The sequence below is a fragment of the Listeria goaensis genome (genome assembly GCF_900186125.1).
Taxonomy (GTDB): Bacteria; Bacillota; Bacilli; order Lactobacillales; family Listeriaceae; genus Listeria; species Listeria goaensis.
Genome location: NZ_FYBQ01000005.1, coordinates 105603 through 121861, shown reverse-complemented (window position 1 = coordinate 121861; position 16259 = coordinate 105603). Strand labels below are relative to the sequence as shown.

Below are 16259 nucleotides of genomic sequence, written 5' to 3'. Positions count from 1 at the left end.
TTTCATGCGTCAGACAATGACATTTATTCCAACTTTAAAGGAAACACCTGCTGATGCAGAAGTAATGAGCCATAAGCTGTTACTCCGCGCAGGTTTTATTCGTCAAGTTGCAAGTGGGATTTACAGCTACTTACCGCTTGCTCACTTAACACTAAAAAAAATCGAACAAATTATTCGCGAAGAATTAAATCGCGTGGGAGCATCTGAACTTTTGATGCCAGCTTTACAACCCGCTGAACTTTGGAAAGAATCCGGGCGTTACAGCGACTACGGTCCTGAATTAATGCGTCTTAAAGACCGTAACGCGCGCGACTTTGCGCTTGGGCCAACGCATGAAGAAGTAATTACGTCACTCGTTCGTGATGAACTGAGTTCATACAAGCGTTTACCTATTACACTTTACCAAATTCAAACGAAATTTAGGGATGAAAAACGTCCACGTTTTGGGTTGCTTCGTGGTCGAGAATTCATCATGAAAGATGCTTATTCGTTCCACGCCACACAAGAAAGCTTGGACGAAACGTATGAAAAGATGTATCAAGCTTACAGCAACATTTTTACGCGCTGTGGACTAGATTTCCGTGCAGTCATTGCAGATTCTGGTGCGATTGGCGGGAAAGACACGAAAGAATTTATGGTGCTTTCAGAAATTGGGGAGGATACCATTGCATATAGCGATGCTTCCGATTATGCGGCAAATACGGAAATGGCGCCCGTTTTACACATGGAAAAAAAATCTCATGAAAAAGAAGCGGAACTTGAAAAAGTAGCGACGCCTGAAAAACGAACCATTGAAGATATTGTTTCGTTTTTAGAAATTCCAATTGAAAAAACGTTGAAATCAATGTTGTTTGATGTGGATGGCGAAATCATCATGGTACTCGTTCGCGGCGACCATGAAGTGAATGATATTAAAATTAAAAATGCGCTTGATGCGAAAAGTGTTGAACTTGCGGATCCTGCTGTGGCGATTCAATTGCTTGGCGCGGATTTTGGGTCTCTTGGGCCAGTCGGTGTGCCGGATTCGATTCGGATTTATGCGGACAATGCGGTGGCAGATATTGTGAATGCAGCAACTGGGGCAAATGAAAATGACTACCATTATATAAATGTGAATCCAGAACGTGATTTTACGGTCAGCAGTTATTTTGATCTTCGGATGATTCAAGCGGGGGACTTATCGCCTGACGGTCAAGGCATTATTAAATTTGCTGAAGGTATTGAAGTAGGCCACATTTTTAAATTGGGAACAAAATATAGTGAAGCGATGAATGCGACATTTTTAGATGAATTCGGTCGTGCGAATCCTTTAATTATGGGCTGCTACGGAATTGGCGTATCGCGACTTTTATCTGCGGTAGCAGAACAGCATCATGATGAGAACGGTTTAGTCCTAGAAAAAGGAATTGCGCCGTTTGATATTCACCTGATTCCAGTAAACATGAAGAATGATGAGCAGCGCGAATTTGGGGAAGGGCTTTATGCGAAACTGCAAGAAGCGGGCTACAGTGTGTTGCTTGATGATAGAACTGAGCGCGCTGGCGTGAAATTTGCGGATGCAGATTTGATTGGCTTACCAATTCGTGTGACGGTTGGGAAGAAAGCGGCGGAAGAAATTGTGGAAGTGAAAATTCGGAAGACGGGCGAAATGATTGAAGTGCGTCAAGATGAACTTTTAAATACGCTACCAATTCTTTTTGGCGAAAACTGATTTTTTTAGTACAATAGAGATGACGGAAAAGTACCTTGGCTTTTGTAAGGTACTTTTCAAGTTTTCTGGAAGGAGTGTCAGAGATTGAGTGCTACCGAACAAGATAAAAAAGAACGATTTAAACTTCTTTTAGAACAGGTTGGTTTAAGCGATGTGTCGACTTTTGCCGACTACACGAATGAAACGCAAATTGAAAAATTGATTGCGGATAAGGCAACAAAAACGTGGCAATTTCATTTGAAGACGCCGCAAATTTTTCCGCAAGCGTTTTATCAAATGCTTGATACGGGAATGAAACGTGCTTTTAGTGAGATTGCAGAAACGGAACTGCGAATCATGACGACAGATGCACGCTTGGATGAGGCACTTATTCAAGATTACTGGAACATGATTGTCGAGCCGATTTTTAAGACGTCGCCAATGATTGGGCAGGTGTTGATGGAACAAAAACCGACTTTGAAGGAACCGCATTTTTTGGAGATTTCGGTTCATAATGAGATGGAGCAAACTAAAATAGCGCAGAGCTTTCAGAATCAGATTCTTGAAGCCTACCGTGATGCGGGGTTCCCGCGTCTTGCAATCCGGATGAATATTTTAGCCCAAGAAGAGACGGAAGCGTATAAAGCGTTTGCGAAGGCGAAAGAAGAAGAGGACGCGATGAAGGCGCAGGAGGCTGTTCAGGTGATGCAAAAGCGCCAGATGGAGGCGGCATCTAATGATGTTCAAGCAGCCCCACTTGATGGTCCGTTCCAAATTGGTTATAAAATTAAAGATGATGAAGAAGTGAAACGGCTCGGCGATATTTATGATGAGGAACGCCGGATTACGGTGCAAGGTTATATTTTTGCAACGGAGATTCGCGAGCTTCGGAGCGGAAGAAGCTTACTTCAATTTAAAATAACGGATTATACGAGTTCGATGATTATTAAAATGTTCTCGCGCGATAATGATGATGCGGCGATGTTCCAAAACCTTAAAAAAGGGATGTGGGTCAAAGTTCGCGGTAGCGTGCAAAATGATACTTTTGTCCGCGATTTAATTATGATGGCGCAAGATATTAATGAGATTGCACCGAAAATGCGTCACGATAAAGCGGAAGAAAAACGTGTTGAATTGCATTTACACACGAACATGAGTCAAATGGATGCAACAAATTCCATTAGCGATTTAACGAAACAGGCGGCTGATTGGGGACACAAAGCGATTGCACTTACAGATCATGCGGCGGCACAGTCGTTCCCAGAAGCCTATGCGGCTGGGAAGAAAAATGGCATCAAGATGATTTACGGCATTGAAGCCAATTTAATTGATGACGGCGTTCCGATTGCTTATAACGACCAACATACTGGTTTAAAAGACGCAACTTATGTGGTGTTTGACGTTGAAACAACTGGGCTCTCTGCGGTTTATGATACGATTATCGAGCTTGCCGGAATTAAAATGCATAACGGGGAAGTCATTGATAAATTCGAAGCGTTTATTGACCCTGGGCATCCACTTTCGGCGACGACGATTAATTTGACAGGCATTACAGATGATATGGTAAAAGGCTCTGATCCGATTGAAGTCGTTCTAAAAAACTTCCGCGAATGGTGTGGCGATGACATTTTAGTTGCCCACAATGCATCATTCGATATGGGCTTCATCAACACGGCGTACCGCAAAATTGGTTTGCCTGACGCGCCGAACGCGGTTATTGATACGCTGGAGTTAGCGCGATTTTTATACCCACATTTTAAAAACCACCGCCTGAATACGTTGACGAAAAAGTTCAACATCATACTCGAACAGCATCACCGTGCCATTTTTGATGCCGAAGCAACTGCGTATTTGGCGTGGAAGCTCATCAAAGATGCGAAGGAAATGCATGATATTGATTTTCACGACGCGCTCAACAATTATATGGGAGAAGGCGACGCTTACAAACGTGCACGCCCATTCCACGCGACCATTTATGCAAAAACGCCTGAAGGTTTAAAGAATTTATTTAAACTGGTTACGCTGTCCAATTTGAATTATTTCTTCCGTGTGCCGCGTATTCCGCGGTCACAGCTGCAAAAATTGCGCGAAGGTTTAATTGTCGGGACGGCCTGTAGTCAAGGTGAATTATTTGAAGCGATGATGCAAAAAGGTATGGCGGAAGCTGAAAAAGTCGCTGGGTTTTACGATTTCATTGAAGTTCAGCCGAAACCAGTTTATGCGCCGCTGATTGAACGCGAAATGATTCGCGATGAGAAAGCGTTAGAAGAAATTTTGAAAAACATCGTTAAAGTGGGCGAAAAAACGGGGAAACCTGTTGTAGCAACCGGAAACGTCCATTACAAAGATCCAAATGATAAGATTTACCGTAAGATTTTAGTCCATTCAATGGGTGGGGCGAATCCTTTAAATCGAAATGAAATGCCAGACGTGCATTTCCGTACGACGGATGAAATGCTCGCCGAATTTAGCTTTTTAGGAAGCGAGAAGGCACATGAAATTGTCGTAACGAATTCGAATCTCGTTGCTGATTGGATGGAAGACTTAAAGCCGATTAAAGACGAATTATACACGCCTAAAATTGAAGGTGCTGAAGATGAAGTCCGCAACATGAGTTACGAAATGGCACACAAATTGTACGGCGAAAAGTTACCTGAAATCGTAGAGGCACGTCTTGAAAAGGAACTAAAAAGTATTATCGGACACGGATTTGCCGTTATCTATTTAATTTCCCATAAGCTTGTTAAAAAATCGCTTAACGACGGCTATTTGGTAGGTTCTCGTGGGTCTGTTGGTTCGTCTTTTGTGGCGACTATGACCGAAATCACCGAAGTAAACCCACTCCCGCCGCATTATTTGTGCCCGAACTGTAAGCATTCCGAGTTTTTCGACGACGGTTCGATTGGTTCAGGTTTTGACCTTCCAGATAAAGTTTGCCCACACTGCGGCACCAACTATCAAAAAGAAGGGCAGGATATTCCATTTGAGACGTTCCTAGGTTTCAAAGGGGATAAAGTGCCCGATATTGATTTAAACTTCTCTGGTGACTATCAACCCGTTGCGCATGCGTACACGAAGGAAATTTTCGGTGAGGAGTATGTGTATCGTGCGGGAACTATCGGTACGGTTGCGGAGAAAACCGCTTTCGGCTTTGTTCGCGGTTACGAAAGAGACATGAATATGAATATTCGCGGAGCAGAAGTGGACCGACTCGTTGCAGGGTGTACGGGCGTTAAGCGTACGACTGGACAGCATCCCGGCGGTATTATTGTTATTCCTGACTATATGGATGTTTACGATTTTACACCGGTGCAATTCCCAGCTGACGCAACGGATTCGGAGTGGAAAACGACGCATTTTGACTTCCACTCGATTCACGATAACGTGTTAAAACTCGACATACTCGGACACGATGATCCGACCGCCATTCGGATGTTGCAGGATTTAAGTGAAATTGATCCGAAAACCATTCCAACTGATGACCCTGAAGTCATGAAATTGTTTGGCGGGACAGAATCATTAGGCGTGAAACCGCAAGATATTGATTCAAAAACAGGAACGCTTGGTATTCCTGAGTTTGGAACGCGTTTCGTACGTCAAATGCTCGAGCAAACAAAACCGACGACATTTTCCGAGCTTGTGCAAATTTCCGGTCTTTCTCACGGGACAGACGTATGGCTTGGCAACGCGGAAGAACTTATAAAAAACAAAATTTGTGAGCTCCCTGACGTTATTGGTTGTCGTGATGACATTATGGTCTTCCTGATTTATCAAGGATTAGACAGTTCACTTGCTTTTAAAATCATGGAATCCGTGCGTAAAGGGAAAGGTTTAACGGAAGAAATGGAAGCTGCGATGATTGAAAATAAAGTGCCGGCTTGGTACATCGATTCTTGTAAAAAAATCAAGTACATGTTCCCGAAAGCCCATGCGGCAGCTTATGTTCTGATGGCCGTTCGAATCGCGTATTTTAAAGTCCATCATCCATTGTTCTTTTATGCGACTTACTTCTCCGTCCGCGCAGACGATTTTGATTTAACGGCAATGGTTAACGGGCGAGAAGCGGTGCGCGCTGTCATGAAAGAAATTAATGACAAGGGGCTTGAAGCGAGTACGAAAGAGAAAAACTTGCTTACGGTACTTGAAATCGCGAATGAAATGATTGCGCGTGGTTTTAAATTCCAAAAAGTGGACTTATATAAATCTACCGCAGATGAATTTATCATTGAAGGCGATACGCTTATTCCGCCGTTTAATGCGATTCCAAGTCTTGGAACAAACGTTGCGAAACAAATCGTTGAGGCGCGTCTTGATGGCGAGTTTTTATCAAAAGAAGATTTGCAACAACGCGGGAAAGTATCGAAAACGATTATTCAATACATGGACGATCAAGGCTGCCTAGAAGGTCTTCCTGATCAAAATCAGTTATCACTGTTTTAAAATTAGAGCTGCTTTTGCTTTATCAAGGCAACCTTTTAAAAAAGGGGGAAAACAAATGGATTTAGCTAAACAGCTATGTAAAGTGCTTTATTATTTGGATAAAGGTAAAGAATTAGAAGCGATAAAAACGTTAGATAACATTATTCCCACTGCAAAAAATGAAGGAAATCAAGAAGTGTTTGTCAGGGCAACAATTGTTTTAGCAGACATTTCATATAAGCGGGGCGAACGATTTTCTGAGATGGCGAACAATTTGACAGAAGTTTTGCAACTTGAACGGGGAGATTTTGATGACTCACTAAATGTCGAATTGGAAAAAGCCAATGAATTACAGCAAATTTTTAAAAAGTATTTTGAAGAAGAAGGAAAATTTTTCAAAGGGCTGGATTTAAAAACTTTTTTCAATACTAGCTATGGCGATGAATACCAAGATGCTTACCCGACTGATGAAATTATTCAAGAGATTGAGGCGGAGCTTGGATTTAAGTTGCCTGCTTCATATATTTACCTCATGCGCCATGCACAAAACGGCGGCATACCGTGCAAAGATTCTTTTCCTACAAATGAAGCAACTTCTTGGTCAGAAGATTCTATTGCCATTACAGGCATTATGGGAATAGGAAAACAGGCCGCTTCTTCTTTATGTGGGGAATTTTCCACTGAATTCTGGGAATCAATTTGGGGCTATCCTAAAATTGGTGTAAGCATTTGTGATTGCCCATCAGCTGGGCATGATATGGTTTTTCTTGATTACCGTGCATGTGGTTCTGAAGGTGAGCCGACTGTTGTTCATGTTGATCAAGAAGCGGATTATAAAATCACTTTTTTAGCAAAAAATTTTGAGGCATTTATTACAGGCTTATATAGCGAAGTGTACTAAAAATGTTACTAAAGGCGCCAAGTTTCCATTCGAAGCTTGGCGTCTATTTTTGTGCGCATTCATAGTCCAAACTATTGTCATCTGTGCTGACAAATAAAATCATAAGGCATGTTGAACGTTTGAAATCAAACTACTATTATGAAGATGTAATCAAAATATGACAATTTGTGGAGTAAGTTAAATGAGTGGAGGCGTCTTATATGACAGAGGTAAGAAAAATGAAAAACTTTATCGGCGGAAAATGGATAGAGAGTAGCACGGATAATTTTGAAAACGTTATCAATCCGGCAACTGGAGAAGTCATTTGCCAAGTGCCGATTTCGACGCGCGCGGAATTAGATAGCGCCGCACAAATTGCGCAAGCGGCTTTTCTAAAATGGAGTAAAGTGGCGGTTCCTAGGCGTGCAAGGATTTTATTCAACTTTCAACAATTGCTACAAAAAAATAAACAAGAACTGGCTAAATTAATTACGATGGAAAATGGGAAAAATTTGTCCGAAGCACTTGGCGAAGTCGGACGTGGCATTGAAAACGTTGAATTTGCAGCTGGTACGCCGTCGCTTATGATGGGGGATTCGCTTGCAAGCATCGCGACAGACGTGGAAGCTGTAAATTATCGTTATCCAATTGGCGTCTGCGGCGGCATTGCACCATTTAATTTCCCCATGATGGTACCTTGCTGGATGTTCCCGATGGCCATCTCGCTTGGCAACAGCTTCATTTTAAAACCATCAGAACGCACCCCACTTTTAATGGAAAAATTGGCCAATTTATTTGCCGAAGCAGGACTGCCAGATGGCGTGCTAAACATTGTATACGGGGCGCATGATGTCGTAAATGGTATTTTGGAAAATGAAACGATTAAAGCGGTTTCGTTTGTTGGCTCGAAGCCCGTTGGGGAATATGTCTACCAAACAGGAAGCGCTCATTTAAAACGCGTTCAAGCTCTTACGGGGGCTAAAAATCATACCATCGTACTGAATGATGCGGACCTTCAGGATACGGTGACAAACGTCATTGCGGCGGCTTTTGGATCTGCTGGCGAACGTTGCATGGCGTGCGCGGTGGCGACCGTTGAAGATGGGATTTATGACGAGTTTGTCGAAGCTCTAAAACAGAGAGCGTCGGAAATAAAAATTGGCAACGGCCTCGATGATGGCGTCTTTTTAGGGCCAGTCATTCGCGAGGAGAACAAAGAAAGAACGCTTTCGTATATTGAAAAGGGAGTTGCAGAAGGCGCAAAATTGGTTGTTGATGGACGCGAAAAAGTACCAGCAAACGGCTACTTTGTTGGCCCAACCATTTTTGAAGACGTGACAACGGATATGACCATTTGGAAAGATGAAATTTTTGCGCCCGTTTTATCCATCATTCGGGTGAAAAATTTACAGGAAGCGGTTGAGATTGCGAATCAATCGGAGTTTGCTAATGGGGCTTGCTTATTTACAGATAGTGCGAAAGCGGTGCGCTACTTCCGTGAAAATATTGATGCGGGCATGCTTGGCGTTAATTTGGGTGTGCCAGCTCCAATGGCCTTCTTCCCATTCTCTGGTTGGAAGTCATCATTTTATGGGACTTTGCATGCGAATGGAAAAGATAGCGTAGATTTCTTCACGCATAAAAAAGTAGTAACGGCGCGTTATTCACAAAAAGGTTACTAGGAGGCAAAGTGAACATGGCAAAACTTTTAAGAAAACCGCAAAACGAGCTTTTAAAGGAAGGGATTACTTGTGTGCACCGCGTGACGGAGGACAATGCGCCGCTGCACTATGTGGCTTTTATGATGCTTGATGTCAAAAAAGGGGCAACGTACGGGGAAACTTTGGCAGATATGGAAGTTTGTATCGTTGCTTTAACCGGAAAAATCACAGTACGCACTGAAAATGAGGTTTTTGAACAGATTGGGACGCGAAAATCTGTTTTTGAAAAAATTCCAACCGATAGTGTGTATGTGGGACGCGGTCAGCGGTTTGAAATTGCTGGCGAATCGGAAATGGCACGCGTGGCACTTTGCTATTCACCAACTGAAAAGGCTTTGCCTGTGCGTTTTATTCCCGCAAGTAGTAATACGATTGAAGCGCGTGGAAAATATCAAAATAGGCGTTTGGTGCATAATATTTTGCCGGATGATTCTGACGTGGCGGATAGCGTTTTAGTAGTGGAAGTATACACAGAAGGCGGCAACTTTTCGAGTTATCCACCGCATAAACATGATCAAAATAATTTGCCAGCGGAATCTTTTTTGGAAGAAAGTTATTATCATGAAATGAATCCAGCGCAAGGCTTTGTGTTCCAGCGTGTGTATACAGATGACCGGTCGATTGATGAAACGATGACGGTGGAAAATCGCGATATGGTACTGGTGCCTGCTGGCTATCACCCGGTTGGCGTACCAGACGGTTATACGTCTTATTATTTGAATGTGATGGCAGGACCAGAGCGGATTTGGAAATTCCATAATGACCCGGCACACGCTTGGATACTGGACCGCAAATAGAGGAGGACTAAAAATGGATTTAAATACACATAAAGAACGAAAATTTGATATTATCGCCATTGGCCGCGCATGCATTGACTTAAATGCGGTGGAGTATAATCGCCCGATGGAAGAAACGATGACTTTTTCTAAATATGTAGGTGGAAGTCCTGCAAATATTGCCATTGGTGCTTCCAAATTGGGCCTCTGTGCTGGATTCATTGGGAAAATTCCAGATGACCAACATGGTCGTTTTATTGAAGGCTATATGAAACAAGTTGGTGTAAATACGGACGGCATGGTCGTGGATACGGAAGGGCATAAAGTTGGGCTTGCCTTCACGGAAATCAAAAGCCCCGACGAATGTAGTATTTTAATGTACCGCGATAATGTGGCGGATTTATATTTGCAGCCAAACGAAATCGATGAAGCATATTTAAGCTCGGCACGCCTTTTGCTCGTATCTGGAACGGCACTCGCCAAAAGTCCATCTCGTGAGGCTATTTTAAAAGCGATTCAGCTTGCACGAAAAAACGATTGCCTTGTCGCGTTTGAACTAGATTACCGCCCGTACACTTGGGTTTCGGAAGAAGAAACCGCGATTTATTATTCGCTTGTTGCCGAACAGGCTGATATTGTCATTGGAACGCGCGATGAATATGATGTGATGGAAGGGCGTTCAGGCGGTGCGAATGAGGTGACGACGAAGCATCTATTTTCCCACCATGCGAAGCTTGTTGTGATTAAACACGGCGCAAGTGGTTCAAACGCATATACGAAGGCAGGCGAGGTTTTCCGAGCTGGGGTGTACAAAACGAACGTCTTGAAAACATTTGGAGCGGGCGACTCGTATGCATCTGCTTTTCTCTATGCTTTATTCACAAATAAAGGGGTGGAAACGGCACTAAAATACGGGAGTGCATCGGCCTCGATTGTAATTAGTAAGCATAGTTCTTCAGATGCGATGCCGACTTCGCATGAAATTGAAGCGCTGATTGAAGCGCAAAAATAGTAAAACTGGAGGTGCGCCTTATGCCAAATGAAAAAATTCGGTTGACGACGGCACAAGCATTAGTGAAGTTTTTGAATGAGCAATATATTGAAATTGACGGTGAAGTGACGCCATTTGTGGAAGGCATTTTCGCGATTTTTGGTCACGGAAATGTGGTCGGCATCGGCCAAGCGCTTGAAGAGCACCAGGGACATTTAAAGATTTATCAGGGGAAAAACGAGCAAGGCATGGCGCACGCCGCGATTGGTTTTGCGAAACAGAACAACCGTAAGAAAATTTTCGCCTGTACTGCATCAGCTGGCCCAGGGAGCGCCAATTTCGTGACGGCGGCTGGAACAGCACTTGCGAACAATATTCCGGTGCTCTTCTTGCCGGCGGATACATTTGCCACACGCCAGCCTGATCCTGTGTTACAGCAACTTGAACATGCGTACAGTGCCGATGTGACAACAAATGATGCGCTCCGCCCGGTTTCGCGCTACTGGGACCGAATTGAGCGCCCAGAACAAATCATGAGCGCGCTTATCCGCGCATTTGAAGTGATGACCGACCCTGAAACCGCAGGCCCCGCAACAATTTGCATTGCGCAAGATACAGAGGGTGAAGCGTATGATTATCCGGTTGAATTTTTCAAAAAGCGAATTCACCACATGAATCGCAGAATACCGACTGAACGCGAATTAATTGGTGCGGCGGATTTAATTACGGCGAGTGAGCGTCCGGTCATCATTGTGGGCGGTGGGGCGCGCTATTCTGGCGCACGTGAGGCATTGATCGCGCTTTCAGAGCGGCATAACATTCCACTAGTGGAAACGCACGCCGGGAAATCGACGGTGGAAAGTACATTTGCGAACAATTTGGGTGGCAGCGGCATTCTAGGCACGCTTGCGGCGAATAAAATCGTGCAGTCGGCCGACCTCGTCATTGGCGTTGGCACGCGCTACACGGATTTTATCACCAGTTCAAAAACAGCCTTTCAAGCGCAAACGAAATTTTTGAATATTAATGTGAGTCGGCAGCAAGCGTATAAATTTGATGCGTTTCAAGTGGTAGGGGATGCTAAAACGGCGCTTACCGCGCTACAGCCGCGCCTAGAAGGTTATCTCACGTCTTACGGGGATGAACTGCAAATTTTACAAGAAGAGTGGGACAAAGAGCGTGAACGTCTGGCAAATGTGAAGTTTACGCGTGAGAATTTTGAACCCGAAATCAAAAATCAATTTGCGACCGCAACATTAAACGAATATGCCGATGCTTTGAACACAGAATTTACCCAAACAGAAGCACTGCTCACGATTAATGAGGTGGTAGATGCAAACAGCATTGCGCTCACTTCGGCTGGTTCGCTGCCTGGCGATTTGCACCGTTTGTGGAACACAGAAGTGCCAGAAACGTATCACCTTGAATACGGCTACTCGTGCATGGGCTACGAGATTAATGGGGCGCTTGGGGCGAAAATCGCGGCGCCGGAGCAAGAAGTTTACGCCATGGTGGGAGATGGCAGCTTCAACATGCTTCACTCAGAGCTTCTAACATCTCTCCAGTACGGCCATAAGCTCAACATTATGCTGTTCGACAATTCTGGTTTCGGCTGTATCAACAACCTACAAATGGCAAACGGGAGCAAAAGCTTTTACTGCGAATTTCGGGATGAAAATGACCGGATTTTGAATGTCGACTATGCAAAAATTGCAGAAGGCTACGGGGCAAAAATATATCGGGTGAACAACAAAAAAGAGCTTACGCAAGCGCTCTTAGATGCGAAAAAGCAAACACGTACAACGCTCATCGAAATGAAAGTCCTCCCAAAAACCATGTCCGACGGCTATTTAGGCTGGTGGAACGTTGGCATCTCCGAAGTTTCTGGAAAAGAAAGCATTCAAAAAGCCTATAAAGACAAGCAGGAAATGTTGAAGAATGCGCGGTTGTTTTAGAATGTGTTTCTGCGAAAATGAATTATAGAACAATTTATTTTAGAGGCTAGGATCTGTCCTAGCCTCTTTCTTTGTAAGAACGTATTACGCACGGCTAAACGGTAATAGTATTTTAATAACTTTATATTTCCTAAATTTCTTCTATATTCTCTAGCAAAATAGATATAATTTATAACTGCTTCGCGGCCAGTCACCTAGTCTTTCCCCGTAATCAAGACTGCCGCAAGCTACACTTAAAGTTATACCTGCTGCGAGAGGGGACAAAATCAGAAAACGGTATCAGTGATTGGTGCTTCACTAATACCGTTACAATACCTTTACTATATTCTAATTAAAATCATTGTACACCTAAGAAATATTCGGTTTACTTTATTCATGAGCAACATGAATACCATTTTCAAATTCACTATACTACTTATTATTCGAATGAGATTTGTACGGTGTTTTCATTCGTATTCTCTTTTACTTGCTGAATAATTTCTTGGATTTCTTTTTCTGAAAGTTTTTCATTTTCATGTGGTGACTCCCAATTCTTCATTGAATCTTTAAAAGCTACAAATTTTCCTCCTACTAATATTTCTCCATCTGCCTTTACTGCATATCCATTTTCTAAATCAAATTTTACGTGTGAGCTACTACCTGTAATTTTCATTTAATTTACTTCCTTTCAAAAATGATTTTTTCAATTCCTGTTTTAGGGTCAATTGTAGTAATTTTGGTAACTTTAGGATTACTTTTTAATCGAGGTAACTCCACATTCTCCCATATATTACCAGGTCTCAACTCTGAACCAACTACTGCACGAACTTGACCAGAAACTTGTTCTGCATAAGCACCTGAAGCCAAATCCCAAGCTTCCATTGTTAAAATCCCATTCTGGCATTTTAATATTTTTATTCTCTATTGTTGATTCTAAAGTCGTACCCCCTTTACCCTTTGCTACACTTGCCGCTATGTCAGCTCCTCCAACACCATCTGTTCTACCAGACCAGAAAAATGCAGTATCGGAATCTGTTTTTAATTTTGGTCGAATTTCATTAATATTGAATCCGCCAGCCCCACTAGCTTTCTTTGGGCTAGAAAATAACTCTAAATGCAGAAAAAGAAACGACAAAGTTCAATCGCTTCTTTTTCAATCTTAAATCTCTGTACAATAAATACAGCTAGCTTTTTGTTAGCTACTAGCAACTTGATTAGTGAGCTTCTTTCTTACTAGCCAAGGCTTTACTATCCGATTGCTCAACAACTGGTTCAAAGTACTTATATCTGAATCATAAACAGACTGTTCTTCTTCATTTAAACCATCAAGTTCTTTTAAAACTTCTTGCTTTTCTAATAGATAATCTGGTAGAAATTTTTGATTTAAACTTAAAATTGAAAGATTTACCATAACTGACATGTAAACTTTATAACTTTTTTTCATTATTAGTACAGAGTCTTCAAAAGTTGCGGCTATTGCTTGACTCGGACTGAACCCTTCATCTTCAATAAAAATCTTCATAATCTTCTAAAGTTAACTCTCTTGCTTCTAAATAACTTAAACTTTTCATTTAGTTTTCAATGTTAATTTCTTTTTTTATAATGTCAACATCACTACAAAATTGAACAAGCTCGTCTGATTTTAAATCATTAGTAACTTTCTCTAAATTTTTATTAGAGATTAGATTAGCTAACTTATTTCTTAAAAAATCAAAATTTTGTTCTTTATTAATCAATAATGTACAAAACGCTACATATAATGAAGTTTCTTCCGTTATATCATAATTTTCATTTAATTCATAATCATTTAGAAATGCATAGAAAGTGTCTTTTAGAGAATATTTAGCATTTATATGCAAACTTTCATAAATATCAGCAGAATCTTCTTTTATGTCTTCATACTTCAATTCCATAAATTTTCGCTCCTTCTATTTAGTAAATATGTTCAATTTAATGTTAGGGAATTTCTCACGGAATTCTAAAATTATATTAGAGCAACTTTGACAAGTTGGTAGCTCTGTAAATAAATCAATTGAACCAGAAGTATTTGGGTCTTTAATTTTAGAGGCAATATCCTCTAGAATTTTAGCTTCTGTATCATGAAACCTATCAAATTTAGTTCCATCTATACTTGATGCAGAGGGTTCATAATTCTTAAAAATTCTTTCTCCTTCAGGTTTTAATGTAGAAAAATTTTCAACATCAGCACCTTTATCAAGATTGGAATTAATTTTACTATGAGCTACAAACTCTTCTGGTAATCCTTTTATATTTACATCAGCAGCTGCCATATTACCTCTTTTTTTCAACGGATTATTAGGCATTTTATTTCTAATATCATTAATTCTATTTTGGAAATTCTCAACTTTTTGTGCTTTGGTAAGTCCACTAACTCCCTCCATTATACCATCAGCCCGTTTGCCTCCGCCACCCAAATTCACATCAAACTTCCGAAGCACATCTTTCAGATTCTCGGTCCCTTGAGCAATTTTGGAAGGCGCTTGGTTCGGGATACCTCCCATGCCGGCTAAGGCTAGATGTGCTCGTGGCGGCAAGTTTAAAGAGCCTTTCATGGCGGTTGCCGTTTGTCCGACCTTGTCCAATCCTTTGATGCCTTTTTGTGTGGTGACTTGTAATGCGTCTTGAGTGGCGGTTTTTAGGCTTGCTATGCGCGTTCTCATTTGCGTTTGACCAAGTTTGGCAATATCCCCCACTTGGGTGGGGACATTTTTCACGCCTTGTAAGAGGGCATCACTCACGTTTGCTAAACGGCTTCCTGAGCGCATCATTTGTACACCGCCGGTTAGGGCTTTGACGCCTGGAATGACATCCAAAACCGCAAAAGCGCCGCGCTGGGCGCGTTCGGTGGCATCCAGTTCGCGGCCAGTCATCCAGTCTTTGCCTGTCTTCGCCGCGCTTATTTCAAGCGTACCGTAAGCGGCACTTAAAGCTACACCTGCGAGCGGGCAAAATGCGGAAACACCCACGATGACGATAGTGGCGACCACGAGTGTCCAAAATTCTGTCTTCTGTTGTTCATCTTTAATGGACGTGTAGGTGAAGGCTCGGGAATTTAACATCGCGGCTTGAAAATCTTGATGGCTGACGTCTTCTCCTTTGTTCGTCTGTTTCCATGCATCATACTGCAGTTTCATTTGGTCGGCATAAAAGGTGTCCCCGCTGAATAAATCTTCGAGGCTCACTTTACTTTTTGGGACCTCTACTTGTTTTTGCGTATAGCTGTTTTCAAACTGCGTGGTTGTCGTGGTGGCTCCAATTCGGTTTTCCGTTGTGAACGTGGTCGCATCTAAGTCGCGCATGCCTGCCACAAAGTCATCTAGTTTTTCATAAAAAGGGTGGTCGATCGTGTTGTTTACTATGTCCCCGATTTGGTCGGAAAAACGATAAAGGACGTCAAAATCCTCGAAAATCTCCTGATACTTGGATGTTCGGCTTGTATGTTGAAAGGAAATCACGCCGTCTGTGTCATATGTAGCAATATCTTTTTCTACTTCTTCTAAATTCTTGGAAACTTTCTTTAAATGGTCGATGGTGCCTTTGCCCCATGCGCCTTTCCCGATAAGGCTGCCAATGCTTTTTCCTGCTTTTTCAAAGTCATCTTCCTGATAATGGATATCTTTCACTAAAGCATTCACCTACTTTTATCTTTTTTTCTAGTTTAACATACGTAAGAAAAGTAAAATATGGATAATTTGTGAATTTTTCAGTGAAATACATTCAAAAAACTTAGATTATATAACTTAAAATCATTTTGTTTGCTGTTCGCTAAATGATATCTATTTCACTAGGCAGACCTTTTCATTTTAGGTATACTGCACATAGAGGTG

11 protein-coding genes and 1 pseudogene are annotated in these 16259 nt (G+C 42.1%); 7 read left to right on the top strand and 5 right to left on the bottom strand.

Features of this window, described 5'->3' with window-relative positions; genetic code table 11:
* Positions 1–4 precede the first annotated feature (4 nt).
* The 7 genes from CFT42_RS07930 to iolD all read left to right on the top strand — a co-directional run bounded on the left by CFT42_RS07930 (position 5) and on the right by iolD (position 12432).
* On the top strand, positions 5–1711 hold the full coding sequence (locus CFT42_RS07930; RefSeq protein ID WP_088809900.1) for a proline--tRNA ligase: 1707 nt from the start codon (positions 5–7) through the stop codon (positions 1709–1711).
* Between the two features lie 84 nt (positions 1712–1795).
* On the top strand, positions 1796–6130 hold the full coding sequence (locus tag CFT42_RS07925) for a PolC-type DNA polymerase III (protein ID WP_088815876.1): 4335 nt from the start codon (positions 1796–1798) through the stop codon (positions 6128–6130).
* Positions 6131–6185: 55 nt separating this feature from the next.
* Positions 6186–7010, top strand: a complete 825-nt coding sequence (locus tag CFT42_RS07920) for an SMI1/KNR4 family protein (RefSeq protein ID WP_088815874.1) — start codon at positions 6186–6188, stop codon at positions 7008–7010.
* Positions 7011–7210: 200 nt separating this feature from the next.
* The gene (locus tag CFT42_RS07915; protein WP_088809903.1) at positions 7211–8671 is read left to right on the top strand and encodes a CoA-acylating methylmalonate-semialdehyde dehydrogenase; all 1461 of its coding nucleotides are present in this window, start codon (positions 7211–7213) and stop codon (positions 8669–8671) included.
* A 14-nt stretch (positions 8672–8685) separates the two neighbouring features.
* Positions 8686–9507, top strand: coding sequence for a 5-deoxy-glucuronate isomerase (gene iolB / locus CFT42_RS07910; protein WP_088815873.1), 822 nt, complete (start codon positions 8686–8688; stop codon positions 9505–9507).
* 13 nt (positions 9508–9520) lie between these two features.
* Positions 9521–10498 carry a 5-dehydro-2-deoxygluconokinase gene (gene iolC / locus CFT42_RS07905; protein ID WP_088809905.1) on the top strand — a complete coding sequence of 326 codons (978 nt, stop codon included), beginning with the start codon at positions 9521–9523 and terminating at the stop codon, positions 10496–10498.
* A 20-nt stretch (positions 10499–10518) separates the two neighbouring features.
* Positions 10519–12432, top strand: a complete 1914-nt coding sequence (gene iolD, locus CFT42_RS07900; RefSeq protein ID WP_088815871.1) for a 3D-(3,5/4)-trihydroxycyclohexane-1,2-dione acylhydrolase (decyclizing) — start codon at positions 10519–10521, stop codon at positions 12430–12432.
* Positions 12433–12850: 418 nt separating this feature from the next.
* Here the strand turns inward: iolD and CFT42_RS07895 are convergent, their stop codons facing one another.
* The 5 genes and pseudogenes from CFT42_RS07895 to CFT42_RS14970 all read right to left on the bottom strand — a co-directional run bounded on the left by CFT42_RS07895 (position 12851) and on the right by CFT42_RS14970 (position 16055).
* Positions 12851–13084 carry an Imm74 family immunity protein gene (locus CFT42_RS07895; protein ID WP_088815869.1) on the bottom strand — a complete coding sequence of 78 codons (234 nt, stop codon included), beginning with the start codon at positions 13082–13084 and terminating at the stop codon, positions 12851–12853.
* A gap of 5 nt (positions 13085–13089) precedes the next feature.
* Positions 13090–13315 (bottom strand): annotated as a pseudogene (locus tag CFT42_RS07890) (hypothetical protein).
* A gap of 291 nt (positions 13316–13606) precedes the next feature.
* A complete protein-coding gene (locus CFT42_RS07885) occupies positions 13607–13933 on the bottom strand; it encodes a hypothetical protein (protein WP_088815867.1) in 327 nt (108 codons plus the stop codon).
* A gap of 49 nt (positions 13934–13982) precedes the next feature.
* The gene (locus CFT42_RS07880; RefSeq protein ID WP_088815865.1) at positions 13983–14324 is read right to left on the bottom strand and encodes a hypothetical protein; all 342 of its coding nucleotides are present in this window, start codon (positions 14322–14324) and stop codon (positions 13983–13985) included.
* A gap of 15 nt (positions 14325–14339) precedes the next feature.
* A complete protein-coding gene (locus tag CFT42_RS14970; protein WP_244169944.1) occupies positions 14340–16055 on the bottom strand; it encodes a deaminase domain-containing protein in 1716 nt (571 codons plus the stop codon).
* Positions 16056–16259 lie beyond the last annotated feature (204 nt).

What these genes read in the sequence shown, in the direction of transcription:
- CFT42_RS07930 (WP_088809900.1), top strand. Translation starts at nt 5, where the DNA reads ATGCGTCAGACAATGACATTTATTCCAACTTTAAAGGAAACACCTGCT.
- CFT42_RS07920 (WP_088815874.1), top strand. Translation starts at nt 6,186, where the DNA reads ATGGATTTAGCTAAACAGCTATGTAAAGTGCTTTATTATTTGGATAAA.
- CFT42_RS07915 (WP_088809903.1), top strand. Translation starts at nt 7,211, where the DNA reads ATGACAGAGGTAAGAAAAATGAAAAACTTTATCGGCGGAAAATGGATA.
- iolB (WP_088815873.1), top strand. Translation starts at nt 8,686, where the DNA reads ATGGCAAAACTTTTAAGAAAACCGCAAAACGAGCTTTTAAAGGAAGGG.
- iolC (WP_088809905.1), top strand. Translation starts at nt 9,521, where the DNA reads ATGGATTTAAATACACATAAAGAACGAAAATTTGATATTATCGCCATT.
- iolD (WP_088815871.1), top strand. Translation starts at nt 10,519, where the DNA reads ATGCCAAATGAAAAAATTCGGTTGACGACGGCACAAGCATTAGTGAAG.
- CFT42_RS07895 (WP_088815869.1), bottom strand. Translation starts at nt 13,084, where the DNA reads ATGAAAATTACAGGTAGTAGCTCACACGTAAAATTTGATTTAGAAAAT.
- CFT42_RS07885 (WP_088815867.1), bottom strand. Translation starts at nt 13,933, where the DNA reads ATGAAGATTTTTATTGAAGATGAAGGGTTCAGTCCGAGTCAAGCAATA.
- CFT42_RS07880 (WP_088815865.1), bottom strand. Translation starts at nt 14,324, where the DNA reads ATGGAATTGAAGTATGAAGACATAAAAGAAGATTCTGCTGATATTTAT.